12 protein-coding genes are annotated in these 15,407 nt (G+C 69.0%); 11 read left to right on the forward strand and 1 reads right to left on the reverse strand.

What is annotated here, in order from left to right:
• Positions 1-60 precede the first annotated feature (60 nt).
• The 11 genes from QNJ12_RS01295 (at position 61) to QNJ12_RS01345 (ending at position 13,939) form a co-directional block, all read left to right on the forward strand.
• Entirely contained in the window at positions 61-1,929 is a 1,869-nt protein-coding gene (locus QNJ12_RS01295; RefSeq protein WP_300617881.1) for an FAD-binding protein, read from the forward strand.
• Positions 1,930-1,959: 30 nt separating this feature from the next.
• Positions 1,960-3,057 carry a tRNA guanosine(34) transglycosylase Tgt gene (gene tgt / locus QNJ12_RS01300; protein ID WP_300617884.1) on the forward strand — a complete coding sequence of 366 codons (1,098 nt, stop codon included), beginning with the start codon at positions 1,960-1,962 and terminating at the stop codon, positions 3,055-3,057.
• Positions 3,058-3,140: 83 nt separating this feature from the next.
• Positions 3,141-3,482, forward strand: a complete 342-nt coding sequence (gene yajC / locus QNJ12_RS01305; RefSeq protein WP_300617887.1) for a preprotein translocase subunit YajC — start codon at positions 3,141-3,143, stop codon at positions 3,480-3,482.
• 10 nt (positions 3,483-3,492) lie between these two features.
• Positions 3,493-4,836, forward strand: a complete 1,344-nt coding sequence (secD, locus tag QNJ12_RS01310; RefSeq protein WP_300617890.1) for a protein translocase subunit SecD — start codon at positions 3,493-3,495, stop codon at positions 4,834-4,836.
• Between the two features lie 5 nt (positions 4,837-4,841).
• A complete protein-coding gene (gene secF / locus QNJ12_RS01315; RefSeq protein ID WP_300617892.1) occupies positions 4,842-6,089 on the forward strand; it encodes a protein translocase subunit SecF in 1,248 nt (415 codons plus the stop codon).
• Positions 6,090-6,134: 45 nt separating this feature from the next.
• A complete protein-coding gene (locus QNJ12_RS01320; RefSeq protein ID WP_300617894.1) occupies positions 6,135-6,662 on the forward strand; it encodes an adenine phosphoribosyltransferase in 528 nt (175 codons plus the stop codon).
• Between the two features lie 3 nt (positions 6,663-6,665).
• Entirely contained in the window at positions 6,666-8,894 is a 2,229-nt protein-coding gene (locus tag QNJ12_RS01325) for a bifunctional (p)ppGpp synthetase/guanosine-3',5'-bis(diphosphate) 3'-pyrophosphohydrolase (protein ID WP_300617897.1), read from the forward strand.
• 95 nt (positions 8,895-8,989) lie between these two features.
• Complete coding sequence (gene hisS / locus QNJ12_RS01330) at positions 8,990-10,249, forward strand: histidine--tRNA ligase (protein ID WP_300617900.1); 1,260 nt, start codon at positions 8,990-8,992, stop codon at positions 10,247-10,249.
• Positions 10,246-12,000: an aspartate--tRNA ligase gene (gene aspS / locus QNJ12_RS01335; protein ID WP_300617903.1), complete on the forward strand. Its 1,755-nt coding sequence runs from the start codon at positions 10,246-10,248 to the stop codon at positions 11,998-12,000. Before hisS ends, aspS begins: the two co-directional genes overlap by 4 nt.
• A gap of 7 nt (positions 12,001-12,007) precedes the next feature.
• Complete coding sequence (locus QNJ12_RS01340) at positions 12,008-13,159, forward strand: aminotransferase class I/II-fold pyridoxal phosphate-dependent enzyme (RefSeq protein WP_300617906.1); 1,152 nt, start codon at positions 12,008-12,010, stop codon at positions 13,157-13,159.
• Positions 13,160-13,402: 243 nt separating this feature from the next.
• Positions 13,403-13,939: a hypothetical protein gene (locus tag QNJ12_RS01345; protein WP_300617909.1), complete on the forward strand. Its 537-nt coding sequence runs from the start codon at positions 13,403-13,405 to the stop codon at positions 13,937-13,939.
• 19 nt (positions 13,940-13,958) lie between these two features.
• Here the strand turns inward: QNJ12_RS01345 and QNJ12_RS01350 are convergent, their stop codons facing one another.
• Entirely contained in the window at positions 13,959-15,212 is a 1,254-nt protein-coding gene (locus QNJ12_RS01350; RefSeq protein ID WP_300617912.1) for an HNH endonuclease signature motif containing protein, read from the reverse strand.
• Between the last annotated feature and the right edge of the window lie 195 nt (positions 15,213-15,407).

Below are 15,407 nucleotides of genomic sequence, written 5' to 3' on the forward strand. Positions count from 1 at the left end.
TGCCGCCGGAACTGACGTACGCCCCTAGGGCCGGCGCTCGCCTGGGCCGATGATGGTGGTATGGCGAGTCAGTCGTTGCACGCGATCGCGCTCGTCAAGCAGGTGCCGGACCTCCGGGTGGGCAGCGTCGGGGTGCGTGCGGACGGCACGATCGACCGGTCGGCGGCAACGCCGATCACCAACCCTGCGGACATGCACGCCGTCGAAGCGGCTGTCGAGGTGGCTGACGACGTGGTCGCGCTCTCGATGGGACCGCCCCAGGCCGAGTCCACACTCCGGGAGGCGATCGCCGCCGGCGCGTCGCGCGGCGTGCTGCTGTGCGATCGGGCGCTCGCCGGCTCGGACACCTGGGCGACCGCGAACGCGCTCGCGGCTGCCGTGGAGCACCTCGACGGCGTCCGGCTCGTCGTGGCCGGCATCTCGGCCATCGACGGCGAGACGGGTCAGGTCGGCCCATCCGTCGCGCAGCGGCTGGGATGGCCCCAGGCCACCGCCTGTGAATCGATGACCGTCGACGGCGACCAGCTCGTCGTGCGACGGATCATCGAAGGTGGCTACGAGCGGCTGAGGCTGCCGCTGCCCGCGGTCGTGACGGTGGCCGAGACGGGCTTCGCGCCGCGATATCCCACGCTGCCCGATCGTCGTCGTGCTCGTGCGGCGCCGATCGAACGGCTCGGCGCGTCGGACATCGGCGTCGACGGTTCGGTGGTGGGGCTGGCCGCATCGCCCACCAAGGTCGCCAAGATGAACCCTGCGGCACTGCCGGACCGCGGTTGTCGACTCGTGGATTCGGACGGCTTCCGGTACGACGACCTCGTCGAGGCGCTGACCGGGCGGGGCGCGTTCACCGGCGGTCGGATCGAGGAGGCCCAGTGGCTGGAGCAGCCGCGGGTCGATCACGACGGCGGTTCACGCCACGACGGCGACGCCGGGTTGTGGGTGCTGTGCCACTGCGACGGCTCGACGCTCGACCGGGCGAGCATCGAGCTCCTCAGCCGCTCCGTGTCTCTCGCACCAGATCTCGGTGGCGGGGTGGGCGCCGTGCTGCTCACGTCCGAGCCGGCAGACGAGGCAGTCGCCGCGGCGGCGTGGCACGGCGCGGACGTGGTGTACCTCGCCGTCGACCCCGAGCTCGCCGAGTACCGCACCGAGCCCTACGCGCGGGTCATCGTCGACGCCGTCACGCAGCATCGACCGGCAGCGCTGCTGTTCGCCGCTACTACAACGGGGCGCGATCTCGCGCCGCGCATCGCCTCGATGCTCGACACCGGCCTGGCCGCGGACTGCACCGACCTGCGGGTCGGTTCGTGGACGAGCCGCGGCGCCACCCACGACCACTTGCTCCACATGGTGCGGCCGGCGATGGCCGGTGGTGTCCTGGCGACGTGCCTGTGTCCCGAGGCCCGCCCCCAGATGGCGACGGTTCGACCTGGCGTGTTCGCTCCCCGTGTGACGCCGCGCAACGCCCGGGTCGTGCAACTCGACGTGCGGCTCACTCCGTCCGACCTCCGAGTGACCGTGCTCGATCAGCAGATCAGCGAGGCCGACGTCGACTTGCGGGACGCCGACGTGATCGTCGCCGGCGGCGCCGGCTGCGATGCCACCAGCTGGCATCTCATCGAAGACCTGTCGTCGGCGATCGGCGGTCGGGTGGCGGCCTCGCGAGGAGCCGTCGAGGCCGGATTGGCCGAGCGCGACCAGCAGATCGGTCAGACCGGCGCCACCGTGCATCCGCGTCTGTACGTCGCGTGCGGCATCTCCGGGGCGCTCCAGCACGCCGTCGGGATGCAGGAGTCCGACACGATCGTGGCGATCAACCGCAATCCGGATGCCGTGATCTTCCGGCTCGCCCACTTCGGCATCGTCGGCGACGTCGCCGAGGTCGTGCCGCAGCTCGTCGCTGCGATCGAGCGGCGACGGGCCTCGTAGCCGGCGGTGGCCTGGATAGCCTCGCCCGGCGTGCATCGCGTGCAATTCGAGACCGTGGCAACCGACGGCTCGGCCCGCGCCGGCGAGGCGACCACGGCCAACGGCACGTACAGCACGCCGCTCTTCATGCCGGTCGGGACCCGTGGCGCGATCAAGTACCTGAGTGCCGCCGACTACGACGCCCTCGGCGCCCAGATCGTGCTCGGCAACACGTACCACCTGATGTTGCGGCCCGGCGCCGAGACGATCGCCCGATTCGGCGGCCTCGCCTCGTTCGCTGGGTGGGACGGGCTCACGCTCACCGACTCGGGCGGCTTCCAGGTCTTCTCGCTCGACCCCAAGGTCGACGACGGCGGTGTCACGTTCAAGAGCACCTACGACGGCACGACGTACCGCTTCACCCCCGAACAGGCCATCGAGACCCAGCAGCTGCTGGGCGCCGACATCCAGATGGTGCTCGACGTGTGCCCGCCGCTGCCCAGTCCGCCCGACGTGATCCGGCGGGCCGTCGACCGGACCGCCCTATGGGCCGAACGCGCACAGGCGCATCACAGCCGCACCGACCAGGCGTTGTTCGGCATCGTCCAGGGCGGCACCAGCGAGTCGATGCGGGCGGAGAGCGCGCAGCGCACGGTGGCGCTCGGCTTCGACGGGTACGGGATCGGCGGGCTGTCGGTCGGGGAGACCCGCGAGGAGATGCTGCCGGCGCTCGCCGCCGCGATCGCACATCTGCCGGCCGACCGCCCGCGGTACCTCATGGGCGTGGGCGACCCGGCGTCGCTCGTCGAGGCGGTCGGCCTCGGTGTCGACCAGTTCGATTGCGTGATGCAGACCCGGTTGGGCCGGCACGGCACCGCGCTGACCGCTCGCGGCCGGGTCAACGTCAAGCGCAACGAGTTCGCCCTCACCGACGATCCGATCGACCCCGCCTGCGCGTGCTCGGTCTGCGCACGGCACTCGCTGGGCTACATCCGGCATCTGTTCAAGGTCGGCGAGCCGACCGCATCGCGGCTGGTCAGCCTGCACAACGTCGCGTGGACGATCGACCTGATGGCCAGGATGCGGGTGGCGATCCTCGACGGTCGCTTCGACGCGCTCCGCGCCGACGTCCTGTCGGTCTGGGGATGACCGGGCGTCACGCCCGGCCGGCCTGACGCCGGTGTCTGACCGTCGGCATCGATGACTGGATAGGCTTGCCCGCCGCTATGCACATGCTCTCTCTTCTCGCCCAGGACAGCGAATCGTCAGGCGGCGGGTTCATCCAGCTCGGCATCCTCCTGCTGATCCCGGTGGCGATGTACTTCCTGCTGATCCGCCCGCAACGCAAGCGGATGCGCGAGCAGGCCGCGATGCAGTCGTCGATCGAGATCGGCGACGAGATCGTCACCACCTCCGGCCTCTACGGGTTCATCACCGGCGAGGAGGAGGACCGGTTCTGGCTCGAGATCGACGACGACGTCCAGATCCGCATCGCCAAGGCCGCCGTGCAGGCGAAGGTCGACACGTCGGGCCAGGCGGTCGAGCCCGACGCCGCCGACGACGACGATTCGTGAACGGACGCCGGTGAACAAGTCCGCCCTGTGGGCATCGCTCGTCGGCTTCGTCGCATTGGCCGGCGGCCTGCTGGCGCTCAACCTCGGCCTCGGCAACACGCCGGTGCTCGGGCTCGACCTGCGAGGCGGCGTCTCCGTCATCCTCGCCCCCGACGAGGCCGAGGCAACCGCCGACGACCTCGGGGTGATCCGCGACCTGGTGCGCGACCAGCTCGAGGCGACCGGCATCGCCGAACCGGACGTGCGGGTGGAAGGCGAGAACGTCATCGTCGACCTACCGGGTGTGAACGACCAGGAAGAGGCGCTCGAACAGGTCTCGGTCTCCGGCATCGTCACGCTCCGCCCCGTGCTGACCTGCAACCCGGGGGCGACCGCCGACCCGTCGATCGGCCAGACGGCGCTCCCGCTGCTGGCGGGCGGCTCGTGCGTCGTCGGCCCCTCCGACACGACGGGTGAGGTCTTCGAACGGAAGAGTGCTGGTGTCGACCTCGATCCGCAGGGTCGCTGGGTCGTCAACGTCGACCTCTCGGGCCCCGGCGAGCCGCAGTGGAACGCGCTGGCCCAGCAGTGCTTCGGCGGCGGCCCAACGTGCCCGAGCGCGCAGCTGGCGATCGTGCTCGACGACGTGATCCAGTCCGCGCCGGTGGTCCAGACCGCCGACTTCCGGGGCTCCGTGCAGATCTCCGGGAGCTTCACCGAGGATCAGGCGCGATCACTCGCCGACGTCCTGAACCGCGGCGCCTTCCCCTTCCAGATGCGCCAGGAGCGCGTCGAGACGGTCTCGCCCACCGCAGGCCAGGACTCGCTCGACGCGGCGATCATCGCCGGCCTCGTGGGTGTCGCAGCCGTGCTCGTCTTCATGGTCGCCTACTACCGCCGGCTCGCGGTCATCATCGTCTCCGGCCTGATCGTGTGGGGCGCAACGGTGTTCTCCATCGCCACCTTGGTCTCCCAGGCGACGAACTACGCCCTGACACTCGCCGGCGCGACCGGCATCATCGTCGCCGTCGGCGTCACCGTCGACACGTACGTCGTGTTGTTCGAGCGGCTCCGCGACGAGATCAGGCACGGCCGCTCCGTCCGCAACGCGGCACCGCGCAGCTTCCAGGCGACGTGGCGCACGATCGTCTCCGCCGACCTCGTCTCGCTGATGGCATCGCTGATCCTGTTCTGGCTGAGCGTCGGTTCCGTGAAGGGCTTCGCGCTCTACCTGGGCCTCACGACCATCTGCGATCTGCTCGTCTGCTTCTTCTACACGCGGCCCGCGATCTTCCTGCTGTCGATGACCGGCTGGCTCGACCGCGGCGGCCGCCGTACCGAGCCGATCGGCGCACCTGCGGGGGCCACACCATGACCGACGTGACGGCCCTCGACCGGCCGCCGATCAAGCCGACCCCCGTCGGCCGCCTGTTCGAGGGGCAGACGTCGATCGACTTCATCGGCCGCCGCCGCGTCGGGGTGATCATCTCGGTCGGCCTGCTGGCGGCCACCGTCCTGTCGCTGCTGACGCAAGGACTCAACCTCGGCATCGACTTCGAGGGAGGCGTCTCGTGGGACGTGCCGGCGAACGAGTTCGACGTCGACGACGCGGCTGGCGTGCTCGGCGACAACGGCCTGTCGACCGAGGGCGCTCGTCTGCAGCGCCGCTCGTCGGACTCGGGCGACTTCATCAAGGTGCAGGTGGGTGACCAGACCGAAGAGGTCGGAGCCGAGCTGCGCGCCGCGTTCGCCGAGGCGGCCAACGTGCCGATCGACGACGTCAACGTCAACCTGGTCAGCTCGTCCTGGGGCGCGGAGATCACCGACAAGGCGATCAGGGCGCTGCTGATCTTCATCGTCGTCGTCGCGGCCTTCATCTCGATCCGGTTCGAGTGGCGGATGGCGATCGCCGCGATCGTCGCGATGGTGCACGACGTCGTCATCAGCGTCGGCATCTACTCGATCTTCCAGTTCGTCGTCACGCCGCCGACCGTCATCGCGTTCCTGACGATCCTCGGCTACTCGCTGTACGACACGATCGTCGTGTTCGACCGCGTGAAGGAGAACGAGGCCCGGTACGCCGGTCAGAAGCCGCCGTACGACGACATCATCAACGTGTCGATGAACCAGGTGCTGATGCGCTCGCTGAGCACGAGCTTCTCCTCGATCGTGCCCGTCGTCTCGATGCTGCTCATCGGATCTGGGCTGCTCGGCCAGACCACGCTCGCCGAATTCGCCCTCGCCCTGCTCGTCGGTATGGTGACGGGTGCGTACTCCTCGATCTTCGTGGCGGCGCCGCTGCTGGCGATGCTCAAGCGCACCGACTCGACGTGGGAGGAGCGCAACATCCACCGCGCGGTCGGCGATGCGCTGCGCGACATGGTGATGGGCGGCAACGTCGGCAGCCGGCGCACCCGCGAGACCGCAGCCGCCGCGCCGACCAGTGGCGGTCGGAGGGCCAGGGGCGCCGATGGCGGCAAGGCCGGCAAGGCCGGCAAGGGCGGCGAGGGCGGCACGGCCGCGACGTCGCCCAAGGCCGGCGCGAAAGCCGCGGCGGCGGCGTCGTCGGAGGACGCCAAGCCGGCGCTGTCGCACCCGCCGCGGCCCCGCAAGAAGAAGCGCCGCTAGGCGGGATCCCGCGGGTTCACCCGAGTCCCTCGGTAACCTCCCACCATGGCAGCCGATGCGACGTGGGTCCGCGATCACATTCGCGCAATCGACGACTACCCCCAGGAAGGCGTCACGTTCCGGGACATCACCCCGCTGCTCGGCAACGAGGCGGCGTTCGGCCGGGCGGTCGACGACCTCGTGACCTGCTTCCACGACGTGTCGGTCGACCGTGTGGTCGGGGTCGAGTCGCGCGGGTTCATCCTGGCCGCGCCGGTCGCCTACCGCCTGCGGGCCGGGTTCGTACCGGTTCGCAAGCCCGGCAAGCTGCCATGGGCCGTCGCTCGTGAGGAGTACGAGCTCGAGTACGGCACCGACAAGCTCGAGATCCATCGCGACGCCATCCACCCCGGCGAGAAGATCCTGGTCGTCGACGACGTGCTCGCCACCGGCGGTACCGCCGCCGCCACCGGGCGCCTCGTCGAGACGCTGGGCGGTGTGATCGTCGGGTTCGGGTTCCTGATCGAACTGGCGTCACTGCAGGGGCGCGGCAAGCTCGGTGAGCACCGGGCAGAGAGCCTGACCGTCTACTGAGCCATGGCGACCGTCGACCGCGTCCTTCCCTGGCGACGGCATCACGAGTCGGCCGCGGCCAGTGAGCTGACCCCGCTCCTCGCCAGCTACCGCAGCCACCATCCCAAGTCCCGCGTCGACACCATCAACCGCGCCTACCACATGGCGGCCGAGGCGCATCGCTCGCAGACCCGCTCGAGCGGCGAGAGCTACATCAACCATCCACTGGCGGTGGCCAAGATCGTCGCCGACATCGGCCTCGACGAGACGTCGGTCGCCGCCGCACTCCTGCACGACGCGGTCGAAGACACCGAGATCACGCTGACCGACGTCGAGGAGGGCTTCGGCAACGAGGTCAAGGACATCGTCGACGGTGTGACGAAGCTCGAGCGGATCCAGTTCGACTCGCGCGAGGCGCAGCAGGCCGCGACGATGCGGAAGATGCTGGTGGCGATGGCGCGCGACCTGCGGGTCCTCGTGATCAAGCTGGCCGATCGTCTGCACAACATGCGAACGCTGGCCGGCATGCCGCTCGAGAAGCAGCGCCGCATCGCGCAGGAGACGCTCGACATCTACGCCCCGCTGGCGCACCGGCTCGGCATCCAGGAGATCAAGCAGCAGCTCGAGGATCTCTCCTTCGCCGCACTGCACCCCAAGCGGTACGCCGAGCTCGACCACCTCGTCGCGACACGTACGCCCGAGCGCGAGGTGTTCCTCGCCCAGGCCGTCGCCGAGGTCCGAGCCCGGCTGAAGGAGCTCGGCATCGAAGCCGAGATCACCGGACGCGGCAAGCACCTCTGGAGCGTCTACGAGAAGATGGTCGTCAAGGACCGCGAGTTCGACGAGATCTTCGACATCGTGGCCGTGCGCGTGATCGTCGAGTCGATCAAGGACTGCTACGCGGCGCTGGGCAGCATCCACGGCCGGTGGCGGCCGGTCGTCGGCCGCTTCAAGGACTACATCGCGATGCCGAAGTTCAACCTCTACCAGAGCTTGCACACGACGGTCATCGGGCCGGCAGGACGGCCGATCGAGGTGCAGATCCGAACCCGCGAGATGCACCACCGCGCCGAATGGGGCGTCGCGGCGCACTGGGCGTACAAGGACGAGGTCAACAAGACCACCGACATCGACTGGTTGAACCGCATCATCGACTGGCAGGCCGAGGTCAGCGACCCGAACCAGTTCATGGAGAACCTGAAGACCGATCTCGAGCAGGACGAGGTCTTCGTGTTCACCCCCAAGGGCAAGGTCATCACGTTGCCCGTCGGGTCGACGCCCGTCGACTTCGCATACGCAGTGCACACCGAGGTGGGCCATGCCTGCATCGGCAGCAAGGTCAACGGGCGACTCGTCTCGCTCGATCACACGCTGACCAGCGGTGACACCTGCGAGATCTTCACGTCCAAGGTCGAGACGGCCGGCCCGTCACAGGACTGGCTGGGCTTCGTCGCCTCGCATCGGGCGCAGAACAAGATCCGGCAGTGGTTCAGCCGCGAGCGGCGCGTCGACATGATCGAGGCCGGTCGCGACGACCTGGCCGACGAGTTCCGGCGCGAGGGCCTCCCGGTCCAGAAGATCTGGCAGTCCGACCAGCTGGCCGAGGTGGTCGCGGAGATCGGCTACAGCGATCACGACACGCTGCTCGCCGCGATCGGCGAGCACCACGTGTCGGCTCGTAGCGTCGCCCAGAAGGTCGCCAGGTCCTTCCGCGACGGCGGCGACCGCGAGCAGCTGCCGTCGACGGTGTTCACCCAGCGGACGACGAAGCCGCCCGCAGGTGGGGCCATCGGCGTGCACGTCGAGGGCCTCGACGACGTGCTGGTGAGGCTGGCGAACTGCTGCACCCCGGTCCCCGGCGACGAGATCCTCGGGTTCGTCACGCGTGGCCGCGGGGTGAGCGTGCACCGCATCGACTGCGCCAACGCGACATCGTTGTCGTCCGAGCACGCGACCCGGGTGATCGACGTCGAGTGGGACCGCGAGACCCGAGATCAGATCTTCGTGGCCGGTGTCGAGGTGGCAGCCTACGACCGGTCGCGCTTGCTGCTCGACGTCGCGAAGGCGCTGGGAGAGCAGGGCGTCAACATCCTCGGCTGCGACACGATCACCGGCGACGACCGCGTGGCGAGGATGCGCTTTCGCTTCGAGATGTCGAACACCGCCCAGCTGTCGACCGTGCTCAACACGATCAAGCGCATCGACAGCGTCTTCGACGTCCACCGCATCGTCCCCGGCGGCGGCGAGGACTAGCTTCCATCGGGCTTCGCCCGATGATCGTCACCCGGCGACGTCAGAGAACAACCGTAGGGCCGACGAGCCCGCCTTCATGGATAGCCTGGCGGGCCGTGCCAGCGTTCCAGACGAGCCCAGGGATGCGCGACATCCTCGCGCCCGAGTCGGCTCGTTGGCGCCGCTTCACCGACGTGTTCGCCGAGGTGGCCGAACTCGCCGGCTACGGGTTCGTGATCCCGCCGATGATGGAGGATCTCGGGGTCTTCACCCGGCTCGGTGAGGCGACCGAGATCGTGACGAAGGAGATGTACGACTTCGTCGACAAGGGCGACCGGCACGTGGCGCTGCGGCCCGAGCAGACCGCCGGCGTCTGCCGGGCGTACGTCGAGCATCGGCCGATCACGCCGTGGAAGACCTGGTACTCGGGCCCGAACTTCCGGTACGAGAAGCCGCAGCGCGGCCGTTACCGCCAGTTCGATCAGGTCGGGATCGAGGTGCTCGGCTCCGACGACGCCCACCTCGACGTCGAGGTCATCGCGCTCGGCTGGGAGTTCTACCGCCGGCTCGGCCTCCAGCGGGTCGAACTGCTGCTCAACTCGCTCGGCGAACCGGGCGACAGGGCTCGGTACATCGACGCGCTCCGCTCGCACTTCGAATCAGCCGATCTGACCGCCCAGAGCCGGGCGACGCTGGCCAAGAACCCGCTGCGCGTCCTCGACTCCAAGCGCTCGGAGGACGAATCGGCGATCGAGGCCGCACCAACGATCGATCAGTACTGGTCCGATGCGGCGGCCGAGCACTTCGCAACCGTGCGCGCCGGCCTCGAGGCGCTCGCCATCCCGTACACGATCGACCTGAAGCTCGTCAGGGGCCTCGACTACTACCGCCGAACGACGTTCGAGTTCGCCGGCCTCACGCTCGATTCGGCGCAGAACGCACTCGGTGGCGGCGGTCGCTACGACGGTCTCGTCGAAGCGCTCGGCGGCCCGCCGACGCCCGGCATCGGCTTCGCGCTCGGTGTCGACCGCACCCTCATCGCCTGCGACGACGAAGGCGTCTTCGGCGCACCCGACACCGACGTCGACGTGTTCGTCGTCGACACCGTCGGCGGCGGCGAGGCGGTGGTGCTCACGCACGAGCTGCGCGCCGCCGGCATCAGCGTCGACCGGTCGTTCGACGGCCGCAGCATGAAGGCCCAGATGAAGGGCGCGAACCGCAGTGGTGCTGCGTACGCCGTCATCGTCGGCTCCGACGAGTTGGCCGCCGACGAGGTCGCCATCAGGCCCCTCCGCTCGGGCGGCGACCAGGTCAGCGTCGCCCGCTCCGAGCTCGTCCCCGATCTCCAGTCCCGTCTCGAAGAAGGCAACCGATGAGCAAGACCTCCCTCCGAACCCACCAGTGCGGCGAGCTCCGTGCCGAGCACGTCGGCCAGCAGGTCGCGTTGACCGGCTGGGTGGCACGCCGGCGCGAGCACGGTGAGCACCTGGCGTTCGTCGACCTGCGCGACCACTCCGGCATCACGCAGTGCGTGATCAACGAGGACGTCGACGTCCGCTCCGAATACGTCGTGCGGATCACCGGCGTCGTGCGCCACCGGCCCGAGGGCACGGTCAACGAGAACCTGCCGACGGGTGAGATCGAAGTCGGGGAGTGCGAGGTCGAGGTGCTTCGCAAGGCGACGCCGCCGCCGTTCCCGGTCGACGCCAGGGCCGACGATGTCGACGAGGTGCTGCGTCTGCAGCACCGCTACATCGATCTCCGGCGTGAGCGGATGCAGAAGAACCTGCGGCTTCGTTCGGTCGTCAATTCAGCGATCCGCACGTCGATGGAGCGGCAGGGCTTCGTCGAGGTCGAGACGCCGATGCTCGTGCCGTCGACGCCCGAGGGGGCCCGCGAGTTCCTCGTGCCGTCGCGCAAGGAGCCCGGTTCGTTCTACGCCTTGCCGCAGTCGCCGCAGCTGTTCAAACAGCTGTTGATGGTCGGCGGTGTCGACCGCTACTACCAGATCGCCCGCTGCCTGCGCGACGAGGACCTGCGCGCCGACCGCCAGTACGAGTTCATGCAGCTCGACCTCGAGATGAGCTTCGTCGAGCAGGACGACGTTCTCGACGCGATCAGCGAGTCGGTGCTCGACGCCGCCGAGGCGGTCACGGGCGAGCGGCCCGAACCGATCCCGCACATCACCTGGCACGAGGCGATGGAGCGGTGGGGCATCGACAAGCCCGACCTGCGCTTCGGCATGGAGCTGATCGAGCTCACCGACGTGTTCGCCGCGACCGAGTTCAAGGCCTTCGCCGGCGCCGCCTCGATCAAGGGCCTGCGGGTCGCCGGTCGCTCCGACGAGTTCGGGCGCAACCAGCTCGACAAGCTCACCGACCAGGCGAAGAAGCTCGGCGCCAAGGGCCTGGTGTGGATGCGGGTCACCGACACCGATGGGACGGTGGGCCTCGACTCACCGGTCGCCAAGTTCCTGTCCGACGCCGAGCAGACGGCGCTCGCGGCCCGCATGGAGGCCGAACCGGGCGATCTACTGCTCATCGTGGCCGACGAGTGGATGACCACGTGCGAGGTGCTCGGCGTGCTCCGCAACGACCTCGGCCGGCCGCCGGTCCACCAGGGCCCGTACAAGTACGTCTGGATCATCGAGTTCCCGCTCTTCGTCGGCATCGACAAGGAGACCGGGCGCCCCAAGCCGGGCCACCATCCGTTCACGATGCCGCATCCCGACGACGTCGAGCTGCTCGAGAGCGACCCCATGAAGGTCCGATCGATCGCCTACGACCTGGTCCTCAACGGCTGGGAGCTCGGATCGGGATCGATCAGAATCCACGAGCCGGACCTGCAGCGCCGGATCTTCACCGCCCTCGGTATCACCGAGGAGGAAGCGGCGAGGAAGTTCGGCTTCTTCCTGAACCCCTTCGACTACGGCGCACCGCCGCACGGCGGCTTCGCCTACGGCCTCGACCGTCTCGTCGCCATCCTGGCAGGGGAGGAGAACATCCGCGAGGTGATCGCCTTCCCCAAGACCCAGTCCGGCGCCGACCCGATGACCAACGCCCCGAGCGAGGGCGATCCGGCCCAGCTCAACGAGCTCGGTCTGCGAGTGCTGCCGAAGGTCGAGTGAGGCTCGAATGACGGCGGAGCCGGCGACCGGGTCGGCCCAGGGCACCGACGCGGCCACGCTGGCCCGCCACTTCGGCACCGAGCGGGATCTCCTGCCGCTGTGGATCGCCGAGCCGAGCGTCGAGCTCGCGCCCGCCGTGGTCGAGGTGTTGCGGTCTCGCGCGGCAGCCGGCTGGTACGGGTACGAGACGCGTCCCGAGTCGATCGTCGACGCGTTCTGGCAGTGGGCCGCCGACCGCCACGGCTGGGATCGCACGGGCGAGAGGGCGATCGTGAGCCCGAGCGTCGGGACCTCGGTCGGCGTATTGATCGCCGAGCTCACCGAGCCCGGCGACGGCGTGATCCTCCAACCGCCCGTGTTCACCGACTTCAAGCCACAGATCGTCGCCAACGACCGAGTGCCCGTGCGCAACCCGTTGCTCTTCGTCGACGGGCGATACCAGTTGGATCTCGACGGCCTGGAGGCGCTCGCCGCCGAACCGGGCAACCGGATGTTGATCCTGTGCACCCCGCACAACCCGGTCGGACGGGTGTGGTCGCACGACGAGCTGGACGGCGTCGCAGCGATCTGCGCCGAGCACGACGTCTTCGTGCTGGCCGACGAGATCCACGCCGACCTCGCGCTGGCGCCGCACCGGTTCACCCCGTTCACATCGGTGGCCAGTTCGCATGACGTCGCGTGGGCGGCGACCCACGGCCCGATCAAGACGTTCGGCCTCGCCGGCGTCTGCGACACCCTGCTGATCACCGACCGGACCGACGTCGCCGAGCGCTTCGAGCGTCGCAGCTCGCAGCTCCACCTGACCCGCAACAACGTGTTCGGCCTGGCGGCGTTCGAGGCCGCCTACCGCCACGGTAAGGACTGGCTCGACGAGCTCCTGGCGCTCGTCGCGGGCAACCTCGAAGTGTTGCGATCGGAACTGCCCGACGGCATCGATCTGATCGAACCCGATGGCACCTACCTCGCCTGGCTCGACCTCCGTCGTTTGTCCCTCGACGTCCCCGAGCTTCCTCGATGGCTGGGTTCGGCGGGCGTCGCCCTTAGCCCCGGCCACTGGTTCGGCCGAGAGGGCGCCGGCTTCGCCCGGATCACCGTCGCCGCGCCGACGCCGATGATCGACGAAGGCGCAAGGCGGCTTGCCAGCACTATCGGCAACTGACTGTGTGGGGCCTTGGCGCCGGGGGATGCTCGCCGGAGCCAGAGGAGCCAGAACGGAGACAGCGAAGCGGCCGCATGTCGTTCCAGGGTGTGCGCAGTCCGGGATGGGCACAAGCTGCGGATGGTGGCTCGGCGGCGGGTCTTGTCGGGCACAATGTCGAGAGTGGTGATGGCAAGGGAGGAGCAGCGGTCAGAAGTCCCACGTTGGCGTGCGTGGCGGAACCCGCCGGGCGTCGTGTGGCTCGTGGCGCTGGCAGCAGCATTGGCGACGATGCTCTGGGCAGTGACGTATCCCGGCTTCGCCTCTGTTCCGATGCTCATCGCTCTGCTCGGAATGCTCGTGCTGGGCAGCATCTGGTTGGTTCGGTTGATCGGATGGGTGATTGATCGCGATCGGCGTGACGCATGGCGCTGGTGCGCGGCGCCCCTGATGGTTGTCCTCACCGGTGTCCTCGTGGTGACTGATGTGCCGCTTCGGGTCCGCTTCGAACTCGCTCGCGACGACTTCGACAGGGTCGTCGAGGATCTTCCCGCGAGAGGCAGCTTCGATGCCTGGGCACCGTTGTCGGTACCCGATTCCGTTGGTGGGTATGAAATCGTGAGGGCGTACCAGGTCGGTGAGATGGTGATCCTCTACGAAGGGGAGGGCCTCGCCTTCCACGACGCAGGCTTCGCATACCTGCCGAGCGGCCCAGACGACCGCCTCGGTAACGGCAGCTTCGAAGCACCACGCTTCCAGAGCCTCGGTGGGCGGTGGTACGCGTGGCGCGCGAGTTGGTGACGGGCGCGTCGTCGTGGGATCAGGCTGCTCGATCGGTCTCGGACTGTGGCAGGCGCGGGAGGTTGCGCTCGTTCGGCGCGATCCAGCCGAGGCCGATCCAGTTCCAGTTCCAGTCGAAGCGTTCCCGCAGCGGGCGTTCGTAGGGCTTCACCGGGTTCTGCGGTGGGCCGGTCGGGAGCACGGGCACCCCGCTGCCGTGTCTTCGGACGCCGCGTTCGTCGGTGAAGGTCACGCCGTCGAACTCGTCGGCGTTGCCCTCGATGGCCAGCCGACCCTGATGGTGCATCTTGTGGTGCTTCGGGCAGAGGCTGATGAGGTTCCGGGTGTCGGTCGTTCCACCGTCGAGCCAGTGGACGATGTGGTGGATCTCGACGAAGCGGTCGGCGGTGCAGCCCGGCACGCGGCAGCCGCGGTCGCGGCGCTCGACGATGCGGCGGGTGCGGTCGGGGACGATCCGCTGATCACGACCGACCGAGAACGGCTTGCCGTCGCGCTCCCACACCGGTTGCACGACTCCGTCGCAGAGCAGGCGATCGCGGATCGCCATCGGGATGCGCCAGCCGTCGGTCGTGGTGGCCTCGCCGTCGGTGACGTCGAGGTGGATCCACGTGCGGTAGCGGTCACGCCTCGGCACTGACTCGACTGCGCCGAGCGATCGATCCATGCAGTCGACGAACGCCTCGGGCCACGTCACGTCGTCGTCGCCGTCGGTGAACAGGGCGTCCTTGCGCTCGGTGAGGGCGGCCTCGACTCGCCGCCCGTCGTCGATGCCGAACTCGCCACGGATCCGCCAGCGGCCGTTCGCCGTCGCACCGAACGTCAGATGATCGGCCGGAGCCTTCTCCTGCGCCGGCTGGTGACCGTCCTGTTCGGACGACGTCGAACGCATCGCCCTCCGCAGTTTCGACACGGTGGCGATCGATGCGAGATCGGCGATCCGCCCGTCATCCGACGGCGGTGCCTTCACGACCTCGGCGACCTGTTCGAACGACAGCTCGCCGCGCTCGAACATCGACGCAATGGTCGGGAACTCGGATCGCCGCTCGGCGACGCGAACGACGACCTTGGCTCGCTCGGGGGAGAGGCCGACCGCCCAGCCGAGGTAGGCCGCCGGCGTCCGCATGCCGGTGCCCTCCCACGAACGGGTCGACAGCACCCGCTCGGCGAGCTCGACGAGGCGTGCGTTCACCAGGTTCAACTGGCCGGCGACGTCGAGGAGCTCGGCCTCGAGCTCGGCGTGATTGCCACTCTCGACGAGAACTTCCTCGACCATCTCAATATCGTACATGTGTTCGATTCACGATGCAACGCGCCTGGTCACGGGTATCGGAGATACCCGCACGCCGACGATCGCCGAGAGCGATGAACGCCCGCCGCGCAGACGACAAGAACCGTCTGTCGACGGCGTCCCACTCGGCCCGATCGGTGGCGTACTCGCCACAAATGCCCTGCCCCGCGATTGCGCACC

The organism is Ilumatobacter sp. (genome assembly GCF_030065885.1).
GTDB lineage: Bacteria > Actinomycetota > Acidimicrobiia > Acidimicrobiales > Ilumatobacteraceae > Ilumatobacter.

Coding starts and splice junctions, on each gene's coding strand:
- QNJ12_RS01325 (WP_300617897.1), top strand. CDS start 6,666: ATGGCGACCGTCGACCGCGTCCTTCCCTGGCGACGGCATCACGAGTCG.
- QNJ12_RS01350 (WP_300617912.1), bottom strand. CDS start 15,212: ATGGTCGAGGAAGTTCTCGTCGAGAGTGGCAATCACGCCGAGCTCGAG.
- QNJ12_RS01340 (WP_300617906.1), top strand. CDS start 12,008: ATGACGGCGGAGCCGGCGACCGGGTCGGCCCAGGGCACCGACGCGGCC.
- QNJ12_RS01295 (WP_300617881.1), top strand. CDS start 61: ATGGCGAGTCAGTCGTTGCACGCGATCGCGCTCGTCAAGCAGGTGCCG.
- aspS (WP_300617903.1), top strand. CDS start 10,246: ATGAGCAAGACCTCCCTCCGAACCCACCAGTGCGGCGAGCTCCGTGCC.
- yajC (WP_300617887.1), top strand. CDS start 3,141: ATGCTCTCTCTTCTCGCCCAGGACAGCGAATCGTCAGGCGGCGGGTTC.
- QNJ12_RS01320 (WP_300617894.1), top strand. CDS start 6,135: ATGGCAGCCGATGCGACGTGGGTCCGCGATCACATTCGCGCAATCGAC.